At 69.4% G+C, this 18,105-nt stretch carries 18 protein-coding genes; 10 read left to right on the top strand and 8 right to left on the bottom strand.

The genetic code is table 11. From position 1 onward, the window contains the following. The first annotated feature begins 25 nt into the window (after nucleotides 1-25). Nucleotides 26-832 carry a GNAT family N-acetyltransferase gene (locus ACFVY3_RS09290; RefSeq protein ID WP_400159518.1) on the top strand — a complete coding sequence of 269 codons (807 nt, stop codon included), beginning with the start codon at nucleotides 26-28 and terminating at the stop codon, nucleotides 830-832. A gap of 223 nt (nucleotides 833-1,055) precedes the next feature. On the opposite strand, the gene ACFVY3_RS09285 is transcribed toward ACFVY3_RS09290, so the two are convergent. Beyond that, nucleotides 1,056-2,606: a DUF222 domain-containing protein gene (locus ACFVY3_RS09285; protein ID WP_400159517.1), complete on the bottom strand. Its 1,551-nt coding sequence runs from the start codon at nucleotides 2,604-2,606 to the stop codon at nucleotides 1,056-1,058. Nucleotides 2,607-2,839: 233 nt separating this feature from the next. Here ACFVY3_RS09285 and ACFVY3_RS09280 point away from each other — a divergent pair, with 233 nt between their 5' ends. The 4 genes from ACFVY3_RS09280 to ACFVY3_RS09265 all read left to right on the top strand — a co-directional run bounded on the left by ACFVY3_RS09280 (nucleotide 2,840) and on the right by ACFVY3_RS09265 (nucleotide 6,201). Beyond that, nucleotides 2,840-3,601 (top strand): phosphotransferase, encoded by a 762-nt coding sequence (locus tag ACFVY3_RS09280; RefSeq protein WP_400159516.1) that lies wholly within the window; start codon nucleotides 2,840-2,842, stop codon nucleotides 3,599-3,601. Nucleotides 3,602-3,676: 75 nt separating this feature from the next. Further along, nucleotides 3,677-4,282, top strand: a complete 606-nt coding sequence (locus ACFVY3_RS09275; RefSeq protein WP_290257041.1) for a malonic semialdehyde reductase — start codon at nucleotides 3,677-3,679, stop codon at nucleotides 4,280-4,282. Between the two features lie 20 nt (nucleotides 4,283-4,302). Next, nucleotides 4,303-4,923: a hypothetical protein gene (locus ACFVY3_RS09270; protein WP_400159515.1), complete on the top strand. Its 621-nt coding sequence runs from the start codon at nucleotides 4,303-4,305 to the stop codon at nucleotides 4,921-4,923. A 102-nt stretch (nucleotides 4,924-5,025) separates the two neighbouring features. Further along, a complete protein-coding gene (locus tag ACFVY3_RS09265) occupies nucleotides 5,026-6,201 on the top strand; it encodes a GGDEF domain-containing protein (RefSeq protein WP_400159514.1) in 1,176 nt (391 codons plus the stop codon). A 100-nt stretch (nucleotides 6,202-6,301) separates the two neighbouring features. On the opposite strand, the gene pgm is transcribed toward ACFVY3_RS09265, so the two are convergent. Then, nucleotides 6,302-7,975: a phosphoglucomutase (alpha-D-glucose-1,6-bisphosphate-dependent) gene (gene pgm / locus ACFVY3_RS09260; protein WP_400159513.1), complete on the bottom strand. Its 1,674-nt coding sequence runs from the start codon at nucleotides 7,973-7,975 to the stop codon at nucleotides 6,302-6,304. A gap of 149 nt (nucleotides 7,976-8,124) precedes the next feature. On the opposite strand from pgm, the gene ACFVY3_RS09255 reads away from it, so the two are divergent. Beyond that, entirely contained in the window at nucleotides 8,125-8,598 is a 474-nt protein-coding gene (locus ACFVY3_RS09255; protein ID WP_400159512.1) for a DUF4190 domain-containing protein, read from the top strand. Here the strand turns inward: ACFVY3_RS09255 and ACFVY3_RS09250 are convergent. The 4 genes from ACFVY3_RS09250 to ACFVY3_RS09235 all read right to left on the bottom strand — a co-directional run bounded on the left by ACFVY3_RS09250 (nucleotide 8,588) and on the right by ACFVY3_RS09235 (nucleotide 13,680). Next, complete coding sequence (locus ACFVY3_RS09250; RefSeq protein WP_400159511.1) at nucleotides 8,588-9,448, bottom strand: phosphotransferase; 861 nt, start codon at nucleotides 9,446-9,448, stop codon at nucleotides 8,588-8,590. The two genes, ACFVY3_RS09255 and ACFVY3_RS09250, sit on opposite strands and share 11 nt — an antisense overlap. 5 nt (nucleotides 9,449-9,453) lie before the next feature. Then, entirely contained in the window at nucleotides 9,454-10,923 is a 1,470-nt protein-coding gene (locus tag ACFVY3_RS09245; protein ID WP_400159510.1) for a peptide MFS transporter, read from the bottom strand. A gap of 101 nt (nucleotides 10,924-11,024) precedes the next feature. Then, entirely contained in the window at nucleotides 11,025-12,137 is a 1,113-nt protein-coding gene (locus ACFVY3_RS09240; protein WP_400159509.1) for an alcohol dehydrogenase catalytic domain-containing protein, read from the bottom strand. Between the two features lie 112 nt (nucleotides 12,138-12,249). After that, nucleotides 12,250-13,680: an amidase gene (locus ACFVY3_RS09235; RefSeq protein ID WP_400159508.1), complete on the bottom strand. Its 1,431-nt coding sequence runs from the start codon at nucleotides 13,678-13,680 to the stop codon at nucleotides 12,250-12,252. A gap of 120 nt (nucleotides 13,681-13,800) precedes the next feature. Here ACFVY3_RS09235 and ACFVY3_RS09230 point away from each other — a divergent pair, with 120 nt between their 5' ends. The 3 genes from ACFVY3_RS09230 to ACFVY3_RS09220 all read left to right on the top strand — a co-directional run bounded on the left by ACFVY3_RS09230 (nucleotide 13,801) and on the right by ACFVY3_RS09220 (nucleotide 15,453). Then, nucleotides 13,801-14,127, top strand: coding sequence for a rhodanese-like domain-containing protein (locus tag ACFVY3_RS09230; RefSeq protein ID WP_290257031.1), 327 nt, complete (start codon nucleotides 13,801-13,803; stop codon nucleotides 14,125-14,127). 14 nt (nucleotides 14,128-14,141) lie between these two features. After that, nucleotides 14,142-15,113 carry a prephenate dehydratase gene (gene pheA, locus ACFVY3_RS09225; protein WP_400159507.1) on the top strand — a complete coding sequence of 324 codons (972 nt, stop codon included), beginning with the start codon at nucleotides 14,142-14,144 and terminating at the stop codon, nucleotides 15,111-15,113. A gap of 121 nt (nucleotides 15,114-15,234) precedes the next feature. After that, nucleotides 15,235-15,453, top strand: coding sequence for a hypothetical protein (locus tag ACFVY3_RS09220; RefSeq protein WP_290257029.1), 219 nt, complete (start codon nucleotides 15,235-15,237; stop codon nucleotides 15,451-15,453). A gap of 1 nt (nucleotide 15,454) precedes the next feature. Here ACFVY3_RS09220 and ACFVY3_RS09215 read toward each other — a convergent pair whose 3' ends face one another. Next, on the bottom strand, nucleotides 15,455-16,516 hold the full coding sequence (locus tag ACFVY3_RS09215) for a diacylglycerol/lipid kinase family protein (protein WP_400159506.1): 1,062 nt from the start codon (nucleotides 16,514-16,516) through the stop codon (nucleotides 15,455-15,457). Nucleotides 16,517-16,594: 78 nt separating this feature from the next. Between ACFVY3_RS09215 and serS the strand changes: the two genes are divergently transcribed. Then, nucleotides 16,595-17,875, top strand: coding sequence for a serine--tRNA ligase (gene serS, locus ACFVY3_RS09210; RefSeq protein WP_400159505.1), 1,281 nt, complete (start codon nucleotides 16,595-16,597; stop codon nucleotides 17,873-17,875). Nucleotides 17,876-17,983: 108 nt separating this feature from the next. Here the strand turns inward: serS and ACFVY3_RS09205 are convergent, their stop codons facing one another. Next, nucleotides 17,984-18,079 carry a hypothetical protein gene (locus ACFVY3_RS09205; protein ID WP_400159658.1) on the bottom strand — a complete coding sequence of 32 codons (96 nt, stop codon included), beginning with the start codon at nucleotides 18,077-18,079 and terminating at the stop codon, nucleotides 17,984-17,986. Between the last annotated feature and the right edge of the window lie 26 nt (nucleotides 18,080-18,105).

Here is an 18,105-nt window from a genome sequence, read left to right as displayed (position 1 = left end):
GCGATGCCGCTGTATCGTGGGCCCGATGACGACGACTGAGCTCCTCGCGGCCTATGACCAGCAGCTTCGCACCGACGCCGAAACCCCAAGTGCCGTGGCCGTCGAACGGTTGGGTCCGCTGCGTCTCGTCACCTTTTCCGGCGGCCGGGGGTTCGTGACCTACCGGGATCTGGACGGGGCAGATGCGCCGACGATCGCCGGGTGGGTGGCGGAGACCGTCGAGTATTACCGCGCCCAACCCGGGATTGACCGGTTCGAGTGGAAGACCCGCGGCCACGATCACGCCCCCGGCCTGCATGAGGCGCTTCTCCAGAACGGTCTGGAGGCCGACGAGACTGAGTCGATCATGATCGGCGCGGCCAGCGGCTTGGCGGCCGACGTCGACCTCCCGCCGGGTGTGACCGTCGGGCAGGTGTCCGACGAGGCGGGCATCCGGGCGATGTGCGCCATGCAGGACGAGGTCTTCGGCAGCCCCGATTCGGACGGCCACGCCGAGGCGGTGTTGCGCCGCGCGGCCCTTGACGACGGGATGCAGCTTTGGGTGGCCGAACACGACGGCATGTTCATCAGCGCCGGGCGCCTGGAACCTGTCCCCGGAACCGATTTCGCCGGCATCTGGGGCGGTGCAACCCGGCCGGAATGGCGCGGCCGGGGCATCTACCGCGCTGTCACCGCCGCCCGGGCGCGTGCGGCGCTGGACCTGGGCAAGACGCTCATCCACAGCGACTCGACCGAGTTTTCGCGTCCCATCCTGGAACGCTCCGGACTGGTCCGGGTGTCGACCACGACGCCGTATCTCTGGCGGCGTTCGTCCGGAGCCGATGGGAACTGATGACCGACGTGGCTGCCTCGGCCTGAGGACATCCAAGTTGGTGGCTCCTTGCCCTCGGACTGACCGCCGGGCTCCAGCGGAGTCCGTGCGCCGCAAGTGGCCGTCGCCGTTACCGCAGCCTCTGCCCACACAGGCAGTTGCTTCTGCGGCGCGCCCTTCTCGAGTCAGCCTTGTAGATCGGAGTGACGCTCCATACCGTCCGCGCCCTTCCGCTCTGCCTTCACTATGTGAAGTAGTGGTTTTGTCGGGGTTTTTGGTGGGGGTCGAGGTGGGGTGGCGGGATGTACCAGGGAGTCCCGGCGCGGGATTGGATGGTCCATTGTTCTTTGTGGATCAGGTGATGGTGGTGAGAACACAACAGGACACCGTTGTCTGTACTCGTTGGGCCGCCGCGGGACCAGTAGTCGATGTGGTGGGCTTCGCACCAGGGGGCGGGGATGGTGCAGCCGGGGAAGGTGCAGCCTTTGTCGCGGGCGGTGATGGCTTTGCGGATGTGTGGCGGGAAGATCCTGCTGGTCCGGCCGATGTCCAGGACCCGGCCCTCGCTGCCGAGGAGGACGGGAATGATGTCCGCGTCGCAGGCGATTTTGCGGATGGTGGCGGCGGTGACGGGTCCGGTGAAGGCCAGCGTCCCGGTCGCGGCCAGACCCAGGGTCCCGGATGCTGACCCGTCCTGCGGGCCACGACCGTCGGCGGTGGTGAGGCGGGTGAGGAGGTCGCTGTAGTCGATAGTGACCATGACCTGAGGGCGGAGTCCGCCCGTGGCGGGGAGCCCGCCGGTGGCGAGGGCGGCCTTGCAGGCGCCGATCAGGCCGTCGAGCAGCCGTTGCGGACGGGTCCGGAGGTCCAGCCGTTCCTCGGAGACTCCCGATTCCGCAGCGAAGGCCTTCTCCGGCGAAACTGCGCAGCCTTCAGCGTCGGCTTTGTCGGCAGCGGTCGGGGTGGTCCCGCTGGCATCCACTGCGCCGGGAACGGTCGCGGCTGTTCGTGGGTTGGTGGCGGTGTTCATGACGGTGAGGAGGTGTTCGAACTGGTCGGTGGTGGCGAAGATTTCCAGGTGCTGGAGTCCGTGCCGGGGTCGGCGGATGAACGCACCCTGGAGTTGGCGGAGGAGTTCTTCGGTGGGTTCGGTGCCGTCCTGGTCGAGGCCGTCGATCCAGCGGCGGGCGACCCGGGTCAGGAAGTCCGGGTCATGAACCGCCGCGAGCGTGGTCAGGACTTCTTCCATCCGGGCCAGGGTGGCGGTATCGGCCAGGAGCCGGACCCGGTCCAGTGCCTGGGTGATGATGGTCGCGGACCGGGACGGGACCTCCCCTTCCGCGAACGCCGCGGCCAGTTCCTCATGAACGGCCGGGATCGGCTGGCCGGTCAGCCCAACCCGGGGCAGAAGTTCCCCGGCAAGGCACAGTCGCCGGTGCGCCTCGGCGGTACTGATCCGCAACCGATCGCGGAGGAAGTCCGTGGTCCGCCGGCACCCTTCACCCTCCGGCCCAGGCTTTGAGCGATCAGAAGCATCGGCTGCGGCGGCCTGGGTTCGCGTTCGGTCGACGGCGCCCGCAGCAACCACCTGGAGGAACTCCACGGCTCGGGCGATTTCCTCCACGTCCCCGGCGAAAGCCGCCGCCTCAGTGAAACCCAGCACCCCGGCGTCGTCGACCGCCGCCGCGCAAACCTCCCGCAGCGAAGCGGCGATATCCCCCAATGCAATACCGCCGCGCCCGCCAGCTACCGGTCCGGGGACCGGTAGAAACGAAACCGCAGCTGTTGCGTTCATGGGTTAATCCTGCCGCCGACCTCTGACAATTAACCTCGCCCAGGCGGGCCGCATGCGCCCGTCACCGATCGGCCGGTGAGCCAGTAGAGAAGAAACCGCAGCCAGTGCGTCCATAATTCAACTGTCCCGCCGACCTCTGACAATTAGGGCCGCCCGCCAACCGGGGCAGCCAAGGCTGCCCACAACAACGCCCGCCAACAAGAAACCAGCCCGGAACCGCATAGATTGGTGCGGTGGAGAACGAAGAGGTCCTGGACGGCGGCAACTCGAGCGTCGTGGTGCGCGTGGGGGACACCGTCCGCCGCAACACCGGTCCATGGACACCCGCGGTACATGACTTCCTCCACGCCCTCCACGCCGGCGGCGTCACCAACGTCCCGGAAGCGCTCGGCCTCGACGAGCAGGGCCGTGAGATCCTCACGTTCGTGCCGGGCGACGTCGTCCGCTACCCACTCCCCGCCTGGATCTGGCACCCGGACATCCTCCGCGACGCCGCCACCATGCTGCGGAAAATCCACGACGCCGGAGCCCACCTCGCGGACACAAGCCGGCCCTGGCTTTTGGCCACCCACGAACCGGCAGAGGTGGTCTGCGCCAACGACTTCGCCCCCTACAACATGGTCTTCCGGAACCGGAAACTCACCGGGGCTTTCGACTTCGACGCCGCCTCTCCCGGTCCCCGCATCTGGGACGTCGCCTACCTGGCCTATCAGCTGGTGCCCTTGATCGAGGGGACCGGTTCCGGGGAACCCGCGGAGGAGGAAAAGCCCGGCCGGCTGGACGATCTCATCGAGGCCTACGGTCAGCCCTTCGCCCACGCCGACATCTTTGAAACCCTCGGCCGGCGGCTGCTGGAACTCGCGGAGTACTCCGACCAGCGCGCCGTCGAGAGCGGACGCACGGAATTGCACGAGCACGCCGCCGGCTACCGCCGGGACAGCGCCCGGATGTTCGCCCGCGCACAGGCGTCGGATGTGGCTGATCTCACGCCCTGAGACGGGAAGCGGCCGCTGAAGGCGCCGGTTAATTCCTAAGACAGCAGCAACGCAGACCAGGGAAAAGAGACGCACATGACCATCGCCCACGAAGAAGCAGTAATCGACGCCGAGGCGGTAGACGCCATCTTCGCCCAGGCACGCACCGCTAACGCCTTCACCGGCGAGGTCACCGACGAGCAGGCCCGCGCCATTTACGAACTGACCAAGTTCGGCCCCACCGCCTTCAACTCCCAGCCGCTGCGCATCACCTACGTCCGCTCGGACGAGGCCCGCGCCACGCTAGTTGACGCCCTGTCCGCCGGTAACCGCGCCAAGACCGCCTCCGCTCCGCTGGTCGCCATCCTCAGCACCGACACCGCTTGGCACGAACAGTGGGACGCCTTCCTCCCCGGTTACAACGCCCCGAAGGCCATGTACGACGCCTCCCCGGACCTCGCCGCCGCCACGGGCAACAACAACGCCCACCTGCAGGCCGGTTACTTCATCCTCGCCGTCCGCTCCCTCGGCTTCTCCGCGGGCCCCATGACCGGCGCCGACTTCGCCGCGATTGACGCCTCGTTCTTCCCCGACGGCAGCCAGAAGAGCTTCATGGTGGTCAACATCGGCCGTCCCGCCGAGAACGCCTGGGGCGCCCCGAAGCCGAAGTTCGCCTACGAGGACGTCGTCCGCACCGTCTAGCTCGGTGGCAGACTGGGCCCATGCGGAACCTGGTGGCCGTCGCCTTCGTAGAACCCGTCAGTGCGGGGCAGGTCTTCGCCCGCGACGCGTGGCCCCTGCACATCACCTTGGTGCGCTTCGACGTCGCGGACCCGCCCGCGGAGGCAAAGGACGACGACGGCGGGTACCTGGCCCCGGCGTCGGGCGCGGCGCCCTCGGCGTCGTGCCCCGTAAACCCGGAGACCGGTCCAACGGACCCCGGCCCGCTCGAAGCCGACTCGCTGGTGTCGGACCCTCTGGAAACCGAGATCGCCCGGCGCATGGACCCGATAGTACGCGCCGCCCTCGGCGAGGTCCTCACGGCCGGGGAACCGGCCAACTTCGGCCGGAACGGCTCCATCCCGGTCACCCTGATCGAACCCAACGAGCGCCTGCAGCAGCTGCACGAAGGGCTGCTCGACATAGTCGAATCGCTGCACGGGCGGGTCGCCACCGGTGCCTACACCCGCTCCGGCTACCGCCCCCACGTCTCCCACCAGGGCGCCAAACTGCTGAAGACCGGTGACCGGCTGGTCCTCGACCGGGTGGCGCTGGTGGATATGGCGCCGGGTGGAACCCACAGTTCCCGCAAGGTCCTGACGCTGTGGGATGCCACATTGTGAATGAAGCTCTTCATTTTTATCCCGGGGTGCCATACTGGGGGCACATGGGGAGTCTGACACCGCTGAAATGGGGTCACCGGGTGCTGGCGGGAGAAAAAGCGGATGGTGCTTGATACGTCGACCCTGCGAGTTTCCTTGGCCGTCGTCACGCTGACGCTGCTCTTCCTCTTCTTCTTCATTACGTACCGCAAAACCCGCTCGGCCTACAGCGCCTGGTGGTGTTCCGCGCTGCTGCTGTTCCTCACCGGCTCCGCCTCCTACCTGCTGGACGGCACCGTGCATCAGGAGTGGGCCAACCCGCTCGGAAACACCCTGCTGGTCGGCGGCGCCGGTGCCATGTGGGCGGGCGCCCGCTCGCTGCGCTCCACCAGTCCCAAAATCTGGTATCTGATCGCAGGTCCGGTTCTCACCGGTTTGGTATCCATCTTCGACAGCCCGGCCACCAACAACTGGTCCGGCGGACCAGTGATGCTGGGCTTTATGGCACTCATGCTGGGGCTGTCCTCGCGGGAGCTCTTCCTCCTCGAGGTCGACTACTCCCGCGTTCACCGGCCGCTCGCCTACGGCTCCGCCCTGCTGACCGTCTTCTACGTCGGCCGCCTGGTGGTGTTCCTGCTGCAGGGGCCGAACAGCCCGGTCTTCGAAACGTATTTCGGTTCGGTGGTGACCACCATCCTGACCACGATGGTCCTGGTGGTGGCCTCCTTCACCATGGTGGAACTGAGCAACGAGCAGCTGACCCGTGACCTGAGGTCCCGGGCCACGGTGGACGGGCTGACGGGGCTGCTCAACCGGACCGCGTTCATGGACCTCGCCGCCGAGGAACTTCGCCGGCTTGGCAACGCCCGGACACCGGCCGCCCTGGTGCTGGCCGACCTGGATCACTTTAAGACCGTCAATGACCGGTACGGCCACGCCGCGGGCGACGTGGCGCTGCAGGCCTTCGCCGACGCGTGCACCGAATCGGTCCGCTCCACCGACCTGGTGGGCCGCTACGGCGGCGAGGAATTCATCCTGCTCCTGCCCGGTGTGAGCCCCGAGCGCGCCGAGGACATGACCGCCGCCATCAGCAGGCAGCTGCAGGACAAGCAGCCCCAGGTTGAGGCCAAGCTTCCCACCGTCAGCTATGGGATTACCGCCACAGGGGCCGGCCGGGCGGACCTGAAGGCCCTGGTGGAGTGCGCCGACGCTGCGCTCTACCGCGCCAAGACCCAGGGCCGCGACCAGTCGGTGCTGGCGGCCACCCTCCGCGAGGAAGAAACCGCCGGCACCGTCTGAGCGGGCCGGGTCAGGAAACCGGGGCGCCGCAGCGCCCAAGCGTCCGCCGAAGCGGACGCGCACGTCAGGCCCGGGGCGCCGCAGCGCCCCGGGGAAAGGGTCAAGAGATGACCGAGTCCACCAGCGCCTTCGCCTCGGCCTGGACCTGCTTGAGGTGATCCTCGCCCTTGAAGGACTCGGCGTAGATCTTGTAGACGTCTTCGGTACCCGACGGGCGGGCCGCGAACCAGGCGTTCTCCGTGACCACCTTCAGGCCGCCGATGGCCGCACCGTTGCCGGGAGCCTCGGTCAGCTTTGCGGTGATCGTCTCGCCGGCCAGTTCCGTCGCGCTGACGTCCGAGGAGGAGAGCTTGCCCAGGGCGGCCTTCTGCTCGCGGGTCGCGGCGGCGTCGATGCGCGCGTAGACGGGGTCGCCGAACTGGTCGGTCAGGCCCTTGTACAGCTCGGACGGCGAGCTGCCCGTGACGGCGGTGATCTCGGAGGCCAGCAGGGCCAGCAGGATGCCGTCCTTGTCCGTGGTCCAGACGCTGCCGTCCATTTTGTTGAAGGAGGCACCGGCGGATTCCTCGCCGCCGAAGGCACCCTCACCGGAGAGCAGGCCGGGAACGAACCACTTGAAGCCCACCGGTACCTCCACGAGCTTCCGTCCCAGGCTTTCGGCGACCCGGTCGATGATTGAGGAGGACACGAGGGTCTTGCCGATCACGGACTGCGGGTTCCAGCCGGTGCGGTGCCGGTACAGGTAGTCGATGGCGACGGCGAGGTAGTGGTTGGGGTTCATCAGCCCGCCCCGGCCGTTGACGACGGGCGTCACGATGCCGTGGCGGTCGGCGTCGGCGTCGTTGCCCGTAGCGATGTCGAACGGGGCGGCGCCGTCCGCGCCCGCTCCCATCCGCTGGATCAGGGACGCCATGGCGGCGGGTGAGGAGCAGTCCATTCGGATCTTCTCGTCCCAGTCGAGGGTCATGAAGGCCCACTGCGGGTCCACCGTGGGGTTCACGACGGTCAGGTTCAGGTGGTGGCGTTCACCGATCTCGCCCCAGTAATCCACGGAGGCGCCGCCCATCGGGTCCGCGCCGATCCGGACGCCGGCGTCGCGGATGGCGTTCAGGTCCAGGACGGAGGGCAGGTCGTCGACGTAGCTGGAGAGGAAGTCGAACTTGCCGGTCGTGCCGGCGGCGATCGCCTCGGCGATCGGAACCCGCTTGACGCCGCGGAGGCCGTTCTCGAGCAGCTCGTTCGCGCGGTTGGCGATCCAGCCGGTCGCGTCGGTGTCCGCCGGGCCGCCGTGCGGGGGGTTGTACTTGAAGCCGCCGTCGCCGGGCGGGTTGTGGCTGGGGGTTACCACGATGCCGTCTGCCTGTGGGGCGCCGGCCGCGGCCTTGTTGTTGTGCGTCAGGATCGCGTGGCTGAGGGCCGGCGTGGGCGTGTAGCCGTGGCGGGCATCGATCAGCACGTGCACGCCGTTGGCGGCGAGGACCTCAAGCGCGGAATTCTGGGCCGGCTCGCTCAGGGCGTGGGTGTCCTTGGCCAGGTAGAGCGGGCCGGTGATGCCTTGCCCGGCGCGGTATTCCACGATTGCCTGGGTGATGGCGAGGATGTGCGGCTCGTTGAACGAGGCCTTGAGGCTGGAGCCGCGGTGGCCGGAGGTGCCGAACACCACCCGCTGCCCGGGGTCTTCGAGGTTCGGCGCGACGTCGTAGTACGCGTCGAGGAGCGCTGTGAGGTCAACAAGGTCCTGGGGTTGGGCAACTGTGCCCGCGCGGCTAGCCATGGCTCCAGCATGCCAGAACCGCGGGCCCGGTGGCACGGTTTGGTCGCAATGCGGCCGCGGGTGACGGCGGGACGGCGGCGGGAAGGCTCCCGCCCGGGCCGGCATCGCGGCGGTACGCTGGACGAACACACGTCAACAAGGGGAGTGCCATGACCGAGCAGACCGGGCACGGGTACGACGGCGGCTACCGCGGTCAGGTCCCGCCGATGCCACCGTCCGCGCCCCACCAGGGGATCCCCGCCGGCGATTACGGCCCGGCCGGCTCGGGTATGGGCGGCCCCGGCGCCTACGGACCCCCGGACTACCGGGGAGGCGCCCGGCAGCAGCCTCCCGCCGTCGACGCCTACGGCCAGCCGCTCTACTACCCGGTGCCCGCCGCCCCAAAGGGCCTCAGCATCGCCAGCCTCTGCTGCGGCATCGCGGCCTTCCTGGGCCTGGGCTTCTTCCTGCTCCCGCAGCTCGCCGCGGTGCTGCTGGGGCACTTGGCCCTGCTCCGCGAACCGGGCGGCCGGGGCCTGGCCATCGCCGGACTGGTCTTGGGCTACATCGCGATCGCCATCACGCTGCTGGTGGTCATCGTCCTTGGCGTCGCCTTCTCCAACGCGGACTTCGTTACCCGCTAAGGGCCTCCAGCAGCCGCCCGGCGTTGGCCTCCAGCCAGTCGCGGCGGCGCAGGATCAGTCCGCCCACGCCCTCGTCCCACATCCTGGCCCAGCCGCCGCCGAGCGTCCGGGCCCGCTCCTGCATCCGGCCGTAGCTCAGCTCCGCCGCCTCGATGCCCAGGGCGGGCACCCGGCGTCGTTCTTCCGGGGTCCAGCCGTAGGCGTCGGCGAAGATGCGGAGCCGGTGGACGGGGTCCGTGCCGGCCCAGCCGGGCCAGACGTCCTCCGGGGCCCGTAACGGCACCCAGTGCATCGCGGCGTTGTACGAATCGCGCAGGGCGGTGGCGGGACCGGCAAGGTCGAAGTCCACCAGCCCCACGGCCAGGCCGTCCCGGACCACCACGTTCTGCGGCGTCGCGTCCAGGTGGCATACGAGGACCGGGCCGTCGGAGGCAGAACCAGGAACGGGGAACGGCCGGTCCGGGAACGGGTGGCCGTCCGGGACGTACCCAGCGGAGGCCGCGTGCAGCCGGCGGACCAGCCGGGCCACGGAGGCCAGGAGCTCCTCGGACTGGACCCAGGATTCCGGCTCGGCCCCGGCGCAGGCCCCCGGCAGGAAGGTCAGCACGTCCTTGCCCTGGGTGTCGCGGCCCAGGAACCGGGGCGAACCGTCGAATCCAGCGTCCTCCAGCCAGTCCAGGTACGCCGCGACGGCGAGGCTCTGGGGCTGGTGCGGCCGACGGATGGTCCCGCCGACCCGCACCACCCCCTCAGTAACATCGCCCGCCGGCATGAGCTCGACGTCGCACGTCTCGCCGGGGGCGGGGACGTAGACGCGCGCCTCAACCGGCGGGCGATGCGGGGTGCTCATTCGGCCTAGCGTACGCCGCCCATGAGCTTTTTGATGGCCGGGGACGCCGCCGCAAGGCCGACCGCCAGGATCATTGCGGTTCCGCCGACACCGATGAAGTACGGCAGCTCATCGTCCGGGTTGTAGAGGCCCGAGAGAATGCCGGCCAGCGTGGTTCCGAGCGACACCGACAGGAAGAACAGCGCCACCATCTGGGTGTGGAACGCCTGCGGGGCCAGCTTGGTGGTCACGGACAGGCCGATCGGGGAGAGGAACAGCTCCGCGAGGGTGAACAGGAACAGGATCCCAATCAGCGCCAGCAGCGGGGTCTTGCCGCCGCCGGCCAGCGGGATGAACGCCAGGAACGCCAGGCCCATCACGAACAGGCCGATGGAGAACTTCAGTGCCGAGCCGGGCTGCCTGCGGCCAAGCCGGGTCCACAGCGCGGCCATCACGCCGGCGAAGATGATGATGAACACCGGGTTGATCGACTGGACCCAGGCGGCCGGCATTTCCCAGCCGAAGAGGTTCCGGTCCAGCTTCTCCTCCGAGTACACGGCGATGAAGGTGAACTGCTGCTGGAACAGGGCCCAGAAGGCGGCCGAGGCGATGTACAGCGGGATGAACGCGGTCACGCGGCCGCGCTCCAGCGTGGTGACCTTCTTGCTGCTGTAGATCAGCACGAAGTACAGCACCGAGGCGCCGATCGCGGCATAGGCCATGGACATGGCCAGGTTGTTGGCGTTCACCGCGCCCGTGCCCAGCAGCAGGGCGATGACGACGACGATCGCCGCGAAGATCAGGCCGTAGCGGGTGCGCTGGGTGGCCGGCAGCGGGTTAGGGACGCGGTGCGCCTCGGCGGGGAGCTTACCGCGGCCCATGGCGTAAATACTCAGGCCGATCGCCATGCCGATGGCGGCCGCGCCGAAGCCCCAGTGGAAGCCCTGGCTTTCCTGCAGCCAGCCGGTCACCAGCGGGCCGATCAGGCCGCCGGTGTTGATGCCCATGTAGAAGATGGAGAAGCCGGCGTCGCGGCGTTCGTCCTTTTCCCGGTACAGGCTTCCCACCAGCGCGGTGGCGTTGGCCTTCAGGCCACCGGAGCCGATGCCTACCAGCGCCAGGCCGGTGATCAGGCCGGGGATGCCCGGGATCAGCGCCAGGCCGATGTGGCCGGCCATGATCATGATCGCGGAACCGAAGAGGACCCGCTCGGAGCCGAAGAGCCGGTCGGCGAGCCAGGCGCCGAGGATGGTGGAGAGGTAGACGCCGCCGCCGTACGCGCCAACCAGGCTGGCGGCGAGGGCCTTGTCGATCTCGAGGCCGCCCTGGGTGGCCGAGAAGTACATGTAGTACAGGAGGATGCCCTGCATTCCGTAGAAGGAGAAACGCTCCCACATTTCTACGGAGAAGAGGCTGGCCAGCATTTTCGGGTGGCCAAAGAAGGAGGTGTCGCCCGGCGTGGTCGCGGGGGGATCAGCTAAATGAGTTGTGCTCATTTACTTAATGCTGACACCGCAGCCCGGGATTGTCACATTCGGAACGGCCCCGGCGCAAGTCAATACCGGGGTGTTTCGCGATGTTTCCGCACGTGGATCCGCTAGTCGGCGTCGAACAGGATGACCTGCCGCACGGCCTTCCCGTCGGCCAGCTGGTCCATGGCCTCGTTGATCCCGGACAGGCTGATCCGCGAGGTGATGAGCTCCTCGACCGGCAGCTTGCCCTCCCGCCAGAGCCGGGCGTAGGTGGGGATGTCGCGGGCCGGGACCGCGGAGCCGAGGTAGCTGCCCACGATGGTCCGGGCCTCCGCGGTGATTGTCAGCGGGGAGAGGTGCGCGAGAGCGTCAGGGGCGGGCAGGCCGGCGGTGACGGTGGTGCCGCCGACGGCGGTAGCGGCGAATGCGGTCTCGAAGGCGCGGGCGCTGCCGGCGCACTCGATGACGTAGCGCGCCTTCACGCCCAGCTCGGGCAGTTCCTGCGGGGTGTACGCCTCGTGGGCGCCGAGGCGCCGGGCGTGTTCCAGCTTCTCCGGGAGTGTGTCGACGGCGATGATGCGGGAGATCCCCTGCGACACGGCGGTGATCAACGCGGCCATGCCGACGCCGCCCAGGCCCACGATCATCACGCTGTCTTCGGGGCGCGGCTTGGCGGCGTTCAGGACCGCCCCGCCGCCGGTGAGGACGGCGCAGCCAAGCACGGCGGCGATGTCGGCGGGAATGTCGTCGTCCACGGGGACGGCGGAGGCGCGGTCGACGACGGCGTGGCTGGCGAAGCCGGAGACGCCGAGGTGGTGGTGGACCGGTTCGCCGTCCCGGCTCAGGTGCCGGCTGCCGTGCAGCAGGGTGCCCTCGTTGTTGCTCTTGGAACCGGCAGTGCAGGGGAGCCGGCCGTCGGCGGCGCAGTTTTCGCACTGTTCGCAGCGCGGCAAGAAGGACATCACCACGCGCTGGCCGGGCGCCAGGTCCGTGACCTCGGCGCCGACCTCCACCACCCGTCCGGCCGCCTCGTGGCCGAGCAGCATCGGCACGGGCCGGACCCGGTTCCCGTCCACGACGCTGAGGTCCGAGTGGCAAATGCCCGCGGCCTCGAGCTTGACCAGGATTTCGGTGGGGCCGGGGCCGGTAAGTTCCAGGTCCGCGATGCTGATGGGTTTGGACTCCGCGAACGGGCGGGACCTGCCGATCTCCTCAAGCACTGCTCCGGTGATCTTCATCGATCCCTCTTCCGTCGTCGGGGCCGCCAGTGGCCGTGTCCGCTCCAGTAAACCGCAGCCGGGGGCGGCCGGGAAATCCGCGGCTCCGGCCCGGTGGTTCAGAAAGCCGGCGTCAGTAGCCCAGCTGCGCCGCGACCTGCAGGAGCAGGGCCTCCGAGCCCATCGGCCCGACCAGCTGGATGCCCATCGGCAACCCTTCGCCCGGCCGCCCGCCGGTCCAGTGCACAGGGATGCTGATGGCCGGGAGCCCGCAGACGTTGATCATCGAGGACCAGGGCGCGAACTGGCACTGCCGGCGGTAGTCCTCGTCGGCGTCGCCGGCCCACTCCGCGGCGGGCCAGTACCCGTCGCCGTGCACGGCCCCGGTGAACCAGCCCACCGGGCGCGGGATCTGCGCCAGCGCGGGCATCAGCATCAGGTCCCACGCCGCGTACTGGGCCAGGGTGTCCCGCTGGAAGGTCCGCAGGAAAGACAGGGCCTCCTCCAGCTTGGCCGCGCTCCGCTGCTGCGCGCGGCGCCGGAACGTCCGGGTCAACGGGGTCAACAGCGGTTCGCGCTGCGGCGGGACCCGGGCGCTTCCGACGCCGGCCGTCCAGGCGGTGGTGAAGGCCGCCGGGTACCGGTTGTCGTACCGGATGGACGCCTCGCCGGTCAGGTGCCCGGCCCGCTCCAGCAGGTCGATTCCCGCGGCCAGCGCGGCCAGAGCCTCGCGCTCGGGGGCGATCGGGTAGGCGGCCTGCCACGGGCTGTCCAGGCTGACGCCGATCCGGAGCGGGGGAGGAGCCTGCCCGGTGCGCTCCAGATAGCCCTGCCGGCCCGGCTCAGGCGGTGCGAGGGCGTCCAGCAGCAGCGCGGCGTCCCCGGCGGAGCGTGCCAGCGGCCCGGCCACCACCAGTCCGGCCCGGTCGCCGGGACTTTCCCCGGCGGGCACCAGCCCGCGGCCGGGCTTGAGCCCCACCAGGCCGCAGGCCGACGCCGGGATACGGATGGACCCGCCGCCGTCGGAGCCCGGCGCAAACGGCAACAGCCGCGACGCCACGGCCGCCGCGCTGCCGCCGGAGGAACCGCCCGAGCTTCGGCTGAGCGCATACGGATTACGCGAGGGCGGGGCGATCCGGTTCTCGCTGTACGCGGTAAGCCCAAACTCCGGAACCTGGGTCTTGCCGAGGGACACGACGCCCGCGCCCTTCAACGCCGCGGCCAGGGCGCCGTCCTCCGCCGCCGGCCGGGCCTCCAGCGCTGCGCTGCCGTGGCTGGTGGGGACCCCGGCGACGTCGGTCAGGTCCTTGAACGCGACCGGCATGCCGTGCAGCGGCGGCAGCGAGTCCACGACGCCGGCCTTGGAGGCCCGGTGGAATGCCGCGTCGGCGGCGTCGGCATCCCTGGCGGCCTGCTCCGCGGTGACCGTGATGAAGGCGCCCAGCCGCGGATTCTGCTCCCCAATCCGGGCCAGGAAATGCGCCGCTGCCTCGCGGGCTGACAGTGCGCCGGCGCGGAGGGCGTCCCGCAGCGCCACGGCGGACAGTTCGTGGATCTCAGCCAAGGTTCGCTGCCATCGGTCTCCCTACGTCGTCCCAGAAGCGTAACCTGACGCGCCGGACGCGGGAGGGCGCAGGGCTGGCGATACGCTGGAGGCACACCTGGTACTGCGGAGAGGACTGCCATGAGTGACATCGATACCGTGACCGTTTCCGACATCCCCGAGTCGGCGAAGATACTGGACGTCCGCGAAGACTACGAATGGGCCGCCGGACACGCCGAGCGCGCGCTGCACATCCCGCTCGACCAGCTGCCCGGCCGCATCGACGAGCTGGACCCGGACGAGGACCTCTACGTCATCTGCCGCACCGGCGGCCGCTCCTTCCGCGCCGCCCAGTGGCTGGTGGGCCAGGGCTACTCGGCCCTCAACGTCGCCGGCGGCATGGACCAGTGGCTGGAGACCGGCCTGCCGCTGGTGTCCGACAACGGCCTCAAGCCCGTCATCCTCTAACCCCAAGGGACCCCATGCCTGCCGCACCGCTCACGTACACGTTCCTGGGACCGGAGGGAACCTTCACCGAGGCGGCCCTGCTGCAGGTTCCCGGCGCCGCGGAGGCCATCCGCATCCCGGCGTCGAACGTCAACACCGCCCTGGACAAGGTCCGTGCCGGCGAGGCGGACGCGGCCATGGTGCCGATCGAGAACTCGGTGGAGGGCGGCGTGACCGCCACCCTGGATGCCATCGCTACCGGCCCCGAACTGCGGATCCTCCGCGAGGCGCTGGTACCGATCACCTTCGTGCTGGTCGCCCGGCCGGGGGTGCGGCTCGAAGACGTCCGCCGGGTCTCCACTCACGGCCACGCCTGGGCGCAGTGCCGGCTCTGGGTGGACGCTCATATTCCCCATGCGGAATACATCCCGGGGTCCTCGACGGCGGCCGCGGCCATGGGACTGCTCGACGGCGCCCCCTACGACGCCGCCATCTGCGCGCCAATCGTCGCGGCGGAACAGCCCGGCCTGCAGGTCCTGGCGGAGAACATCGGCGACAACCCCGGCGCCGTCACCCGGTTCGTGCTGGTGGGACGTCCCGGTGAGCTGCCGGCGGCCACCGGGTCGGACAAGACCACCGTGGTGGTGCCGCTCCCGGAGGACCGGCCCGGCGCGCTGATGGAGATCCTGGACCAGTTCGCCACCCGCGGGGTCAACCTCAGCCGGATCGAGTCCCGCCCCACCGGGCAGTACCTGGGCCACTACTTCTTCAGCATCGACGCCGACGGCCACGTGCTCGACGCCAGGGTGGCCGACGCCCTCGCCGGACTGCACCGGATCAGCCCGGCCACCCGCTTCCTTGGCTCCTACGGCCGCGCGGACGGTCAGCGCACCGAGGTCCAGCCGCACACCTCGGACCAGGCATTCCGCGCCGCCCACGCCTGGGTGGAGGGCCTCCGCTCCGGCGCCGCCCCGGATTCCGACGGGGAAACCCTGACCGCCGGATAGCGCTCCCTGGCATTCGCCCAAAGCGTAGACAAATGCCCCATCCTGCACTTTCGCCCCTCGTAAACGGGCGTATGCTGGCGGGAACCAAACCGGGATAGACCTCGACTGGAGGGAGCAGGGCATGTCAACGACGAGCAATGACAACGATGGCCAGGGGATGATCGTGAACCCCAAGCCGACGGCGGAGAACCAGGACTGGGACGGTGACGACGCAGACCGCGCGGACCGGCTGCGCTTCGAAGAGGAGCAGGCCATGATCCGCGAACAGAGCGAGGCGCGCGCCGCCAAGGCTGCCGAGGACGCAAAGAAGGCCGAAGAGGCCGGCAAGGAAGCCAGCTAGGCTAGACGGCTTCGTCTTCCCGGACCCGCACCAGCAGGGACCGGGGGGCGATCTGGACGGTGACCTTCGTGGCCTCGCCCGAGGGGTCACCGTCCACCTGCGTCGGCATCGGCTCGGCGCAGGTGATGACGACCTTGCCCGAGCGGTAGTAGGTCATCACGGGCAGGTTCCGCTTGTGCTTGAGCACGATTTTCCAATACATCGCCAGCCAGCCGATCGCGCTGCGCGGGCTCATCACCACCACGTCCAGCATCCCGTCGTCGATCATTGCCTGCGGAATGAAGTCGATGCCACCGGGAATCAGCCCGCAGTTGGCGAACAGGACGCTGCGGATCTTGCGTGACTGCTCCGGTTCGTCGTCCAGGGAGATGGACACCCGCTTCCGCCGGCCCGGCAGGTGCCGCACCCCGGCCTCGGTGTAGGCCAGCCAGCCCACCGCCTTCTTCAGGCCGTCGCTGGTGTCGCTAACTACCTCTGCGTCCATCCCGATCCCGGCGATCACCAGGAAGGCGTGCTCCGACGACTGGCCGGTGATGCCGTTGGCCACCTTCATCCGGGCGGTGTCGATGAAGCGCTGGTGCCCGAAGAGGGCGGTCTCCACGCAGGAATGCAGGTTCCCGATGTCCAGGTGGATGTTGCGGGCCAGCAGGTTCCCGGTGCCCAGCGGCAGCAGCCCCATCGCGATGTCCGAGTGGGCCAGGACGTCGGCGACCACCCGCACGGTGCCGTCCCCGCCGCCTACCAGGACGACGTCGGCGCCGGACGCGACGGCGGCACGCGCCTGCGAGAAGCCGGGATCCTCCGCCGTGGTCTCGTAGAAGAGCGGGGCCTCCCAGCCGGCCGCCAGGCACGCCCCTTCCACCAGGGCACGCGCCTCGGCCGCACGGGCCTTGATGGGGTTCAGCACCACCGCGACCTTCTGCCGCTCCAGGCCCGGATGGTGGGTCTCCTCCCAGACGGCGCTGCGCGTGTGTTTGGCCTTGAGCCGGCGCACGCCCCACCAGCTGGAGAGGGCAAAGGCCAGGGCTCCAGCGATGACGAGGTAGAGCAGCCAGTCGCGCATGGTGCTCCAACACTAACCCGGGCCCGCCCCGCGGCCGGACTGCCCGGCGTCACCGTGCGGATTCGATACTCTTGTCTGGTGATCGACGTAAAAGACCTCAGCGAAAATCCGGACAAGTTCCGCGCCAGCCAGCGCGCCCGCGGCGCCGACGAATCCGTGGTGGACGCGATCATCGCCGCGGACGCGTCCCGGCGGGCGGCCCTGATCCGCTACGAGAACCTCCGCGCCGAGCAGAACGCCTTCGGCAAGAAGGTGGCGCAGGCCAAGGGCGAGGAGAAGCAGGCCCTGCTGGCCGAGGTCAAGGTCCTTGCCGCGTCGGTCAAGGAAGCGTCCGCCGAGGCCGACGCCGCCCAGACCGCCCAGGAGGAGCTGCTGCGCGGCATTCCCAACCTGGTCGAGGACGGCGTCCCGGAGGGCGGCGAGGACGACTACGTCGTAGTCAAGACCGTCGGCACCCCGCGCGAGTTCCCCGATTTCGAGCCGAAGGACCACCTGGAAATCGGTGAGCTGATCGGCGCCATCGACATGGAACGCGGCGCCAAGGTCTCCGGCTCCCGCTTCTACTTCCTCCGCGGCGTCGGCGCCCGGCTCGAGATGGCGCTGCTGCAGATGGCCATGGAACAGGCCATCGACGCCGGCTTCGTCCCGATGATCACCCCCACCCTGGTCCGTCCCGAGACCATGCAGGGCACTGGCTTCGACGTCAAGCACGACGCCGAGATCTACCGCCTCGCCGAGGACGACCTCTACCTGGTGGGCACCTCCGAGGTGGCCCTCGCCGGCTACCACGCGGACGAGATCCTGGACCTCTCCGCCGGCCCCATACGCTACGCCGGCCAGAGCTCCTGCTACCGCCGCGAGGCCGGCTCGCACGGCAAAGACACCCGCGGCATCATCCGCGTGCACCAGTTCAACAAGGTGGAGATGTTCATCTACACCACGGTCGAGGAAGCCGCCGCAGAGCACGCCCGGCTGCTGGCCTGGGAAGAGGAAATGCTGGCCAAATGCGAGCTTCCCTACCGCGTGATAGACACCGCCGCGGGCGACCTCGGAACCTCCGCGGCGCGGAAGTTCGACTGCGAGGCGTGGGTCCCCACCCAGGGCGCCTACCGCGAGCTGACCTCCACCTCCAACTGCACCACCTTCCAGGCGCGCCGGCTCAACATCCGCGAACGCGTGATCACCGAGGACGGCACCCCCAAGGGCACCCGCGCGGTCGCCACGCTCAACGGCACCCTCGCCACCACCCGCTGGATCGTGGCCATCCTGGAACACCACCAGAACCCGGACGGCTCGGTCAACGTGCCGGCCGCGCTGCAGAAGTACCTGGGCGGGATGACCGTCCTGCCCGTCCTCTGACCATTCGCTCCAGCCCCCCGCCAGCCTCCCGCCGTCGGCCCCGCCATCCAGCCACCCAAGTGTTCACGGGCGCTTCATGTCGTGCTGTGGCGCGCGTCCTAGCTGTACTCAGTCAGTAGGTTGGTTGCACCTGCTGATGGGTGGTTTGCCTCCGAGGCTGCCGTGTGGCCGGTGGTTGTTGTAGAAGTTTAGCCATGGCTGCAGGGCGTTGGTTCGGGCTTGGTTCGAGG

Origin of the sequence: Arthrobacter sp. BPSS-3, assembly GCF_044628475.1 — a bacterium.
Lineage (GTDB): Bacteria > Actinomycetota > Actinomycetes > Actinomycetales > Micrococcaceae > Arthrobacter.
This window is presented reverse-complemented; position numbering and strand designations above follow the sequence as displayed.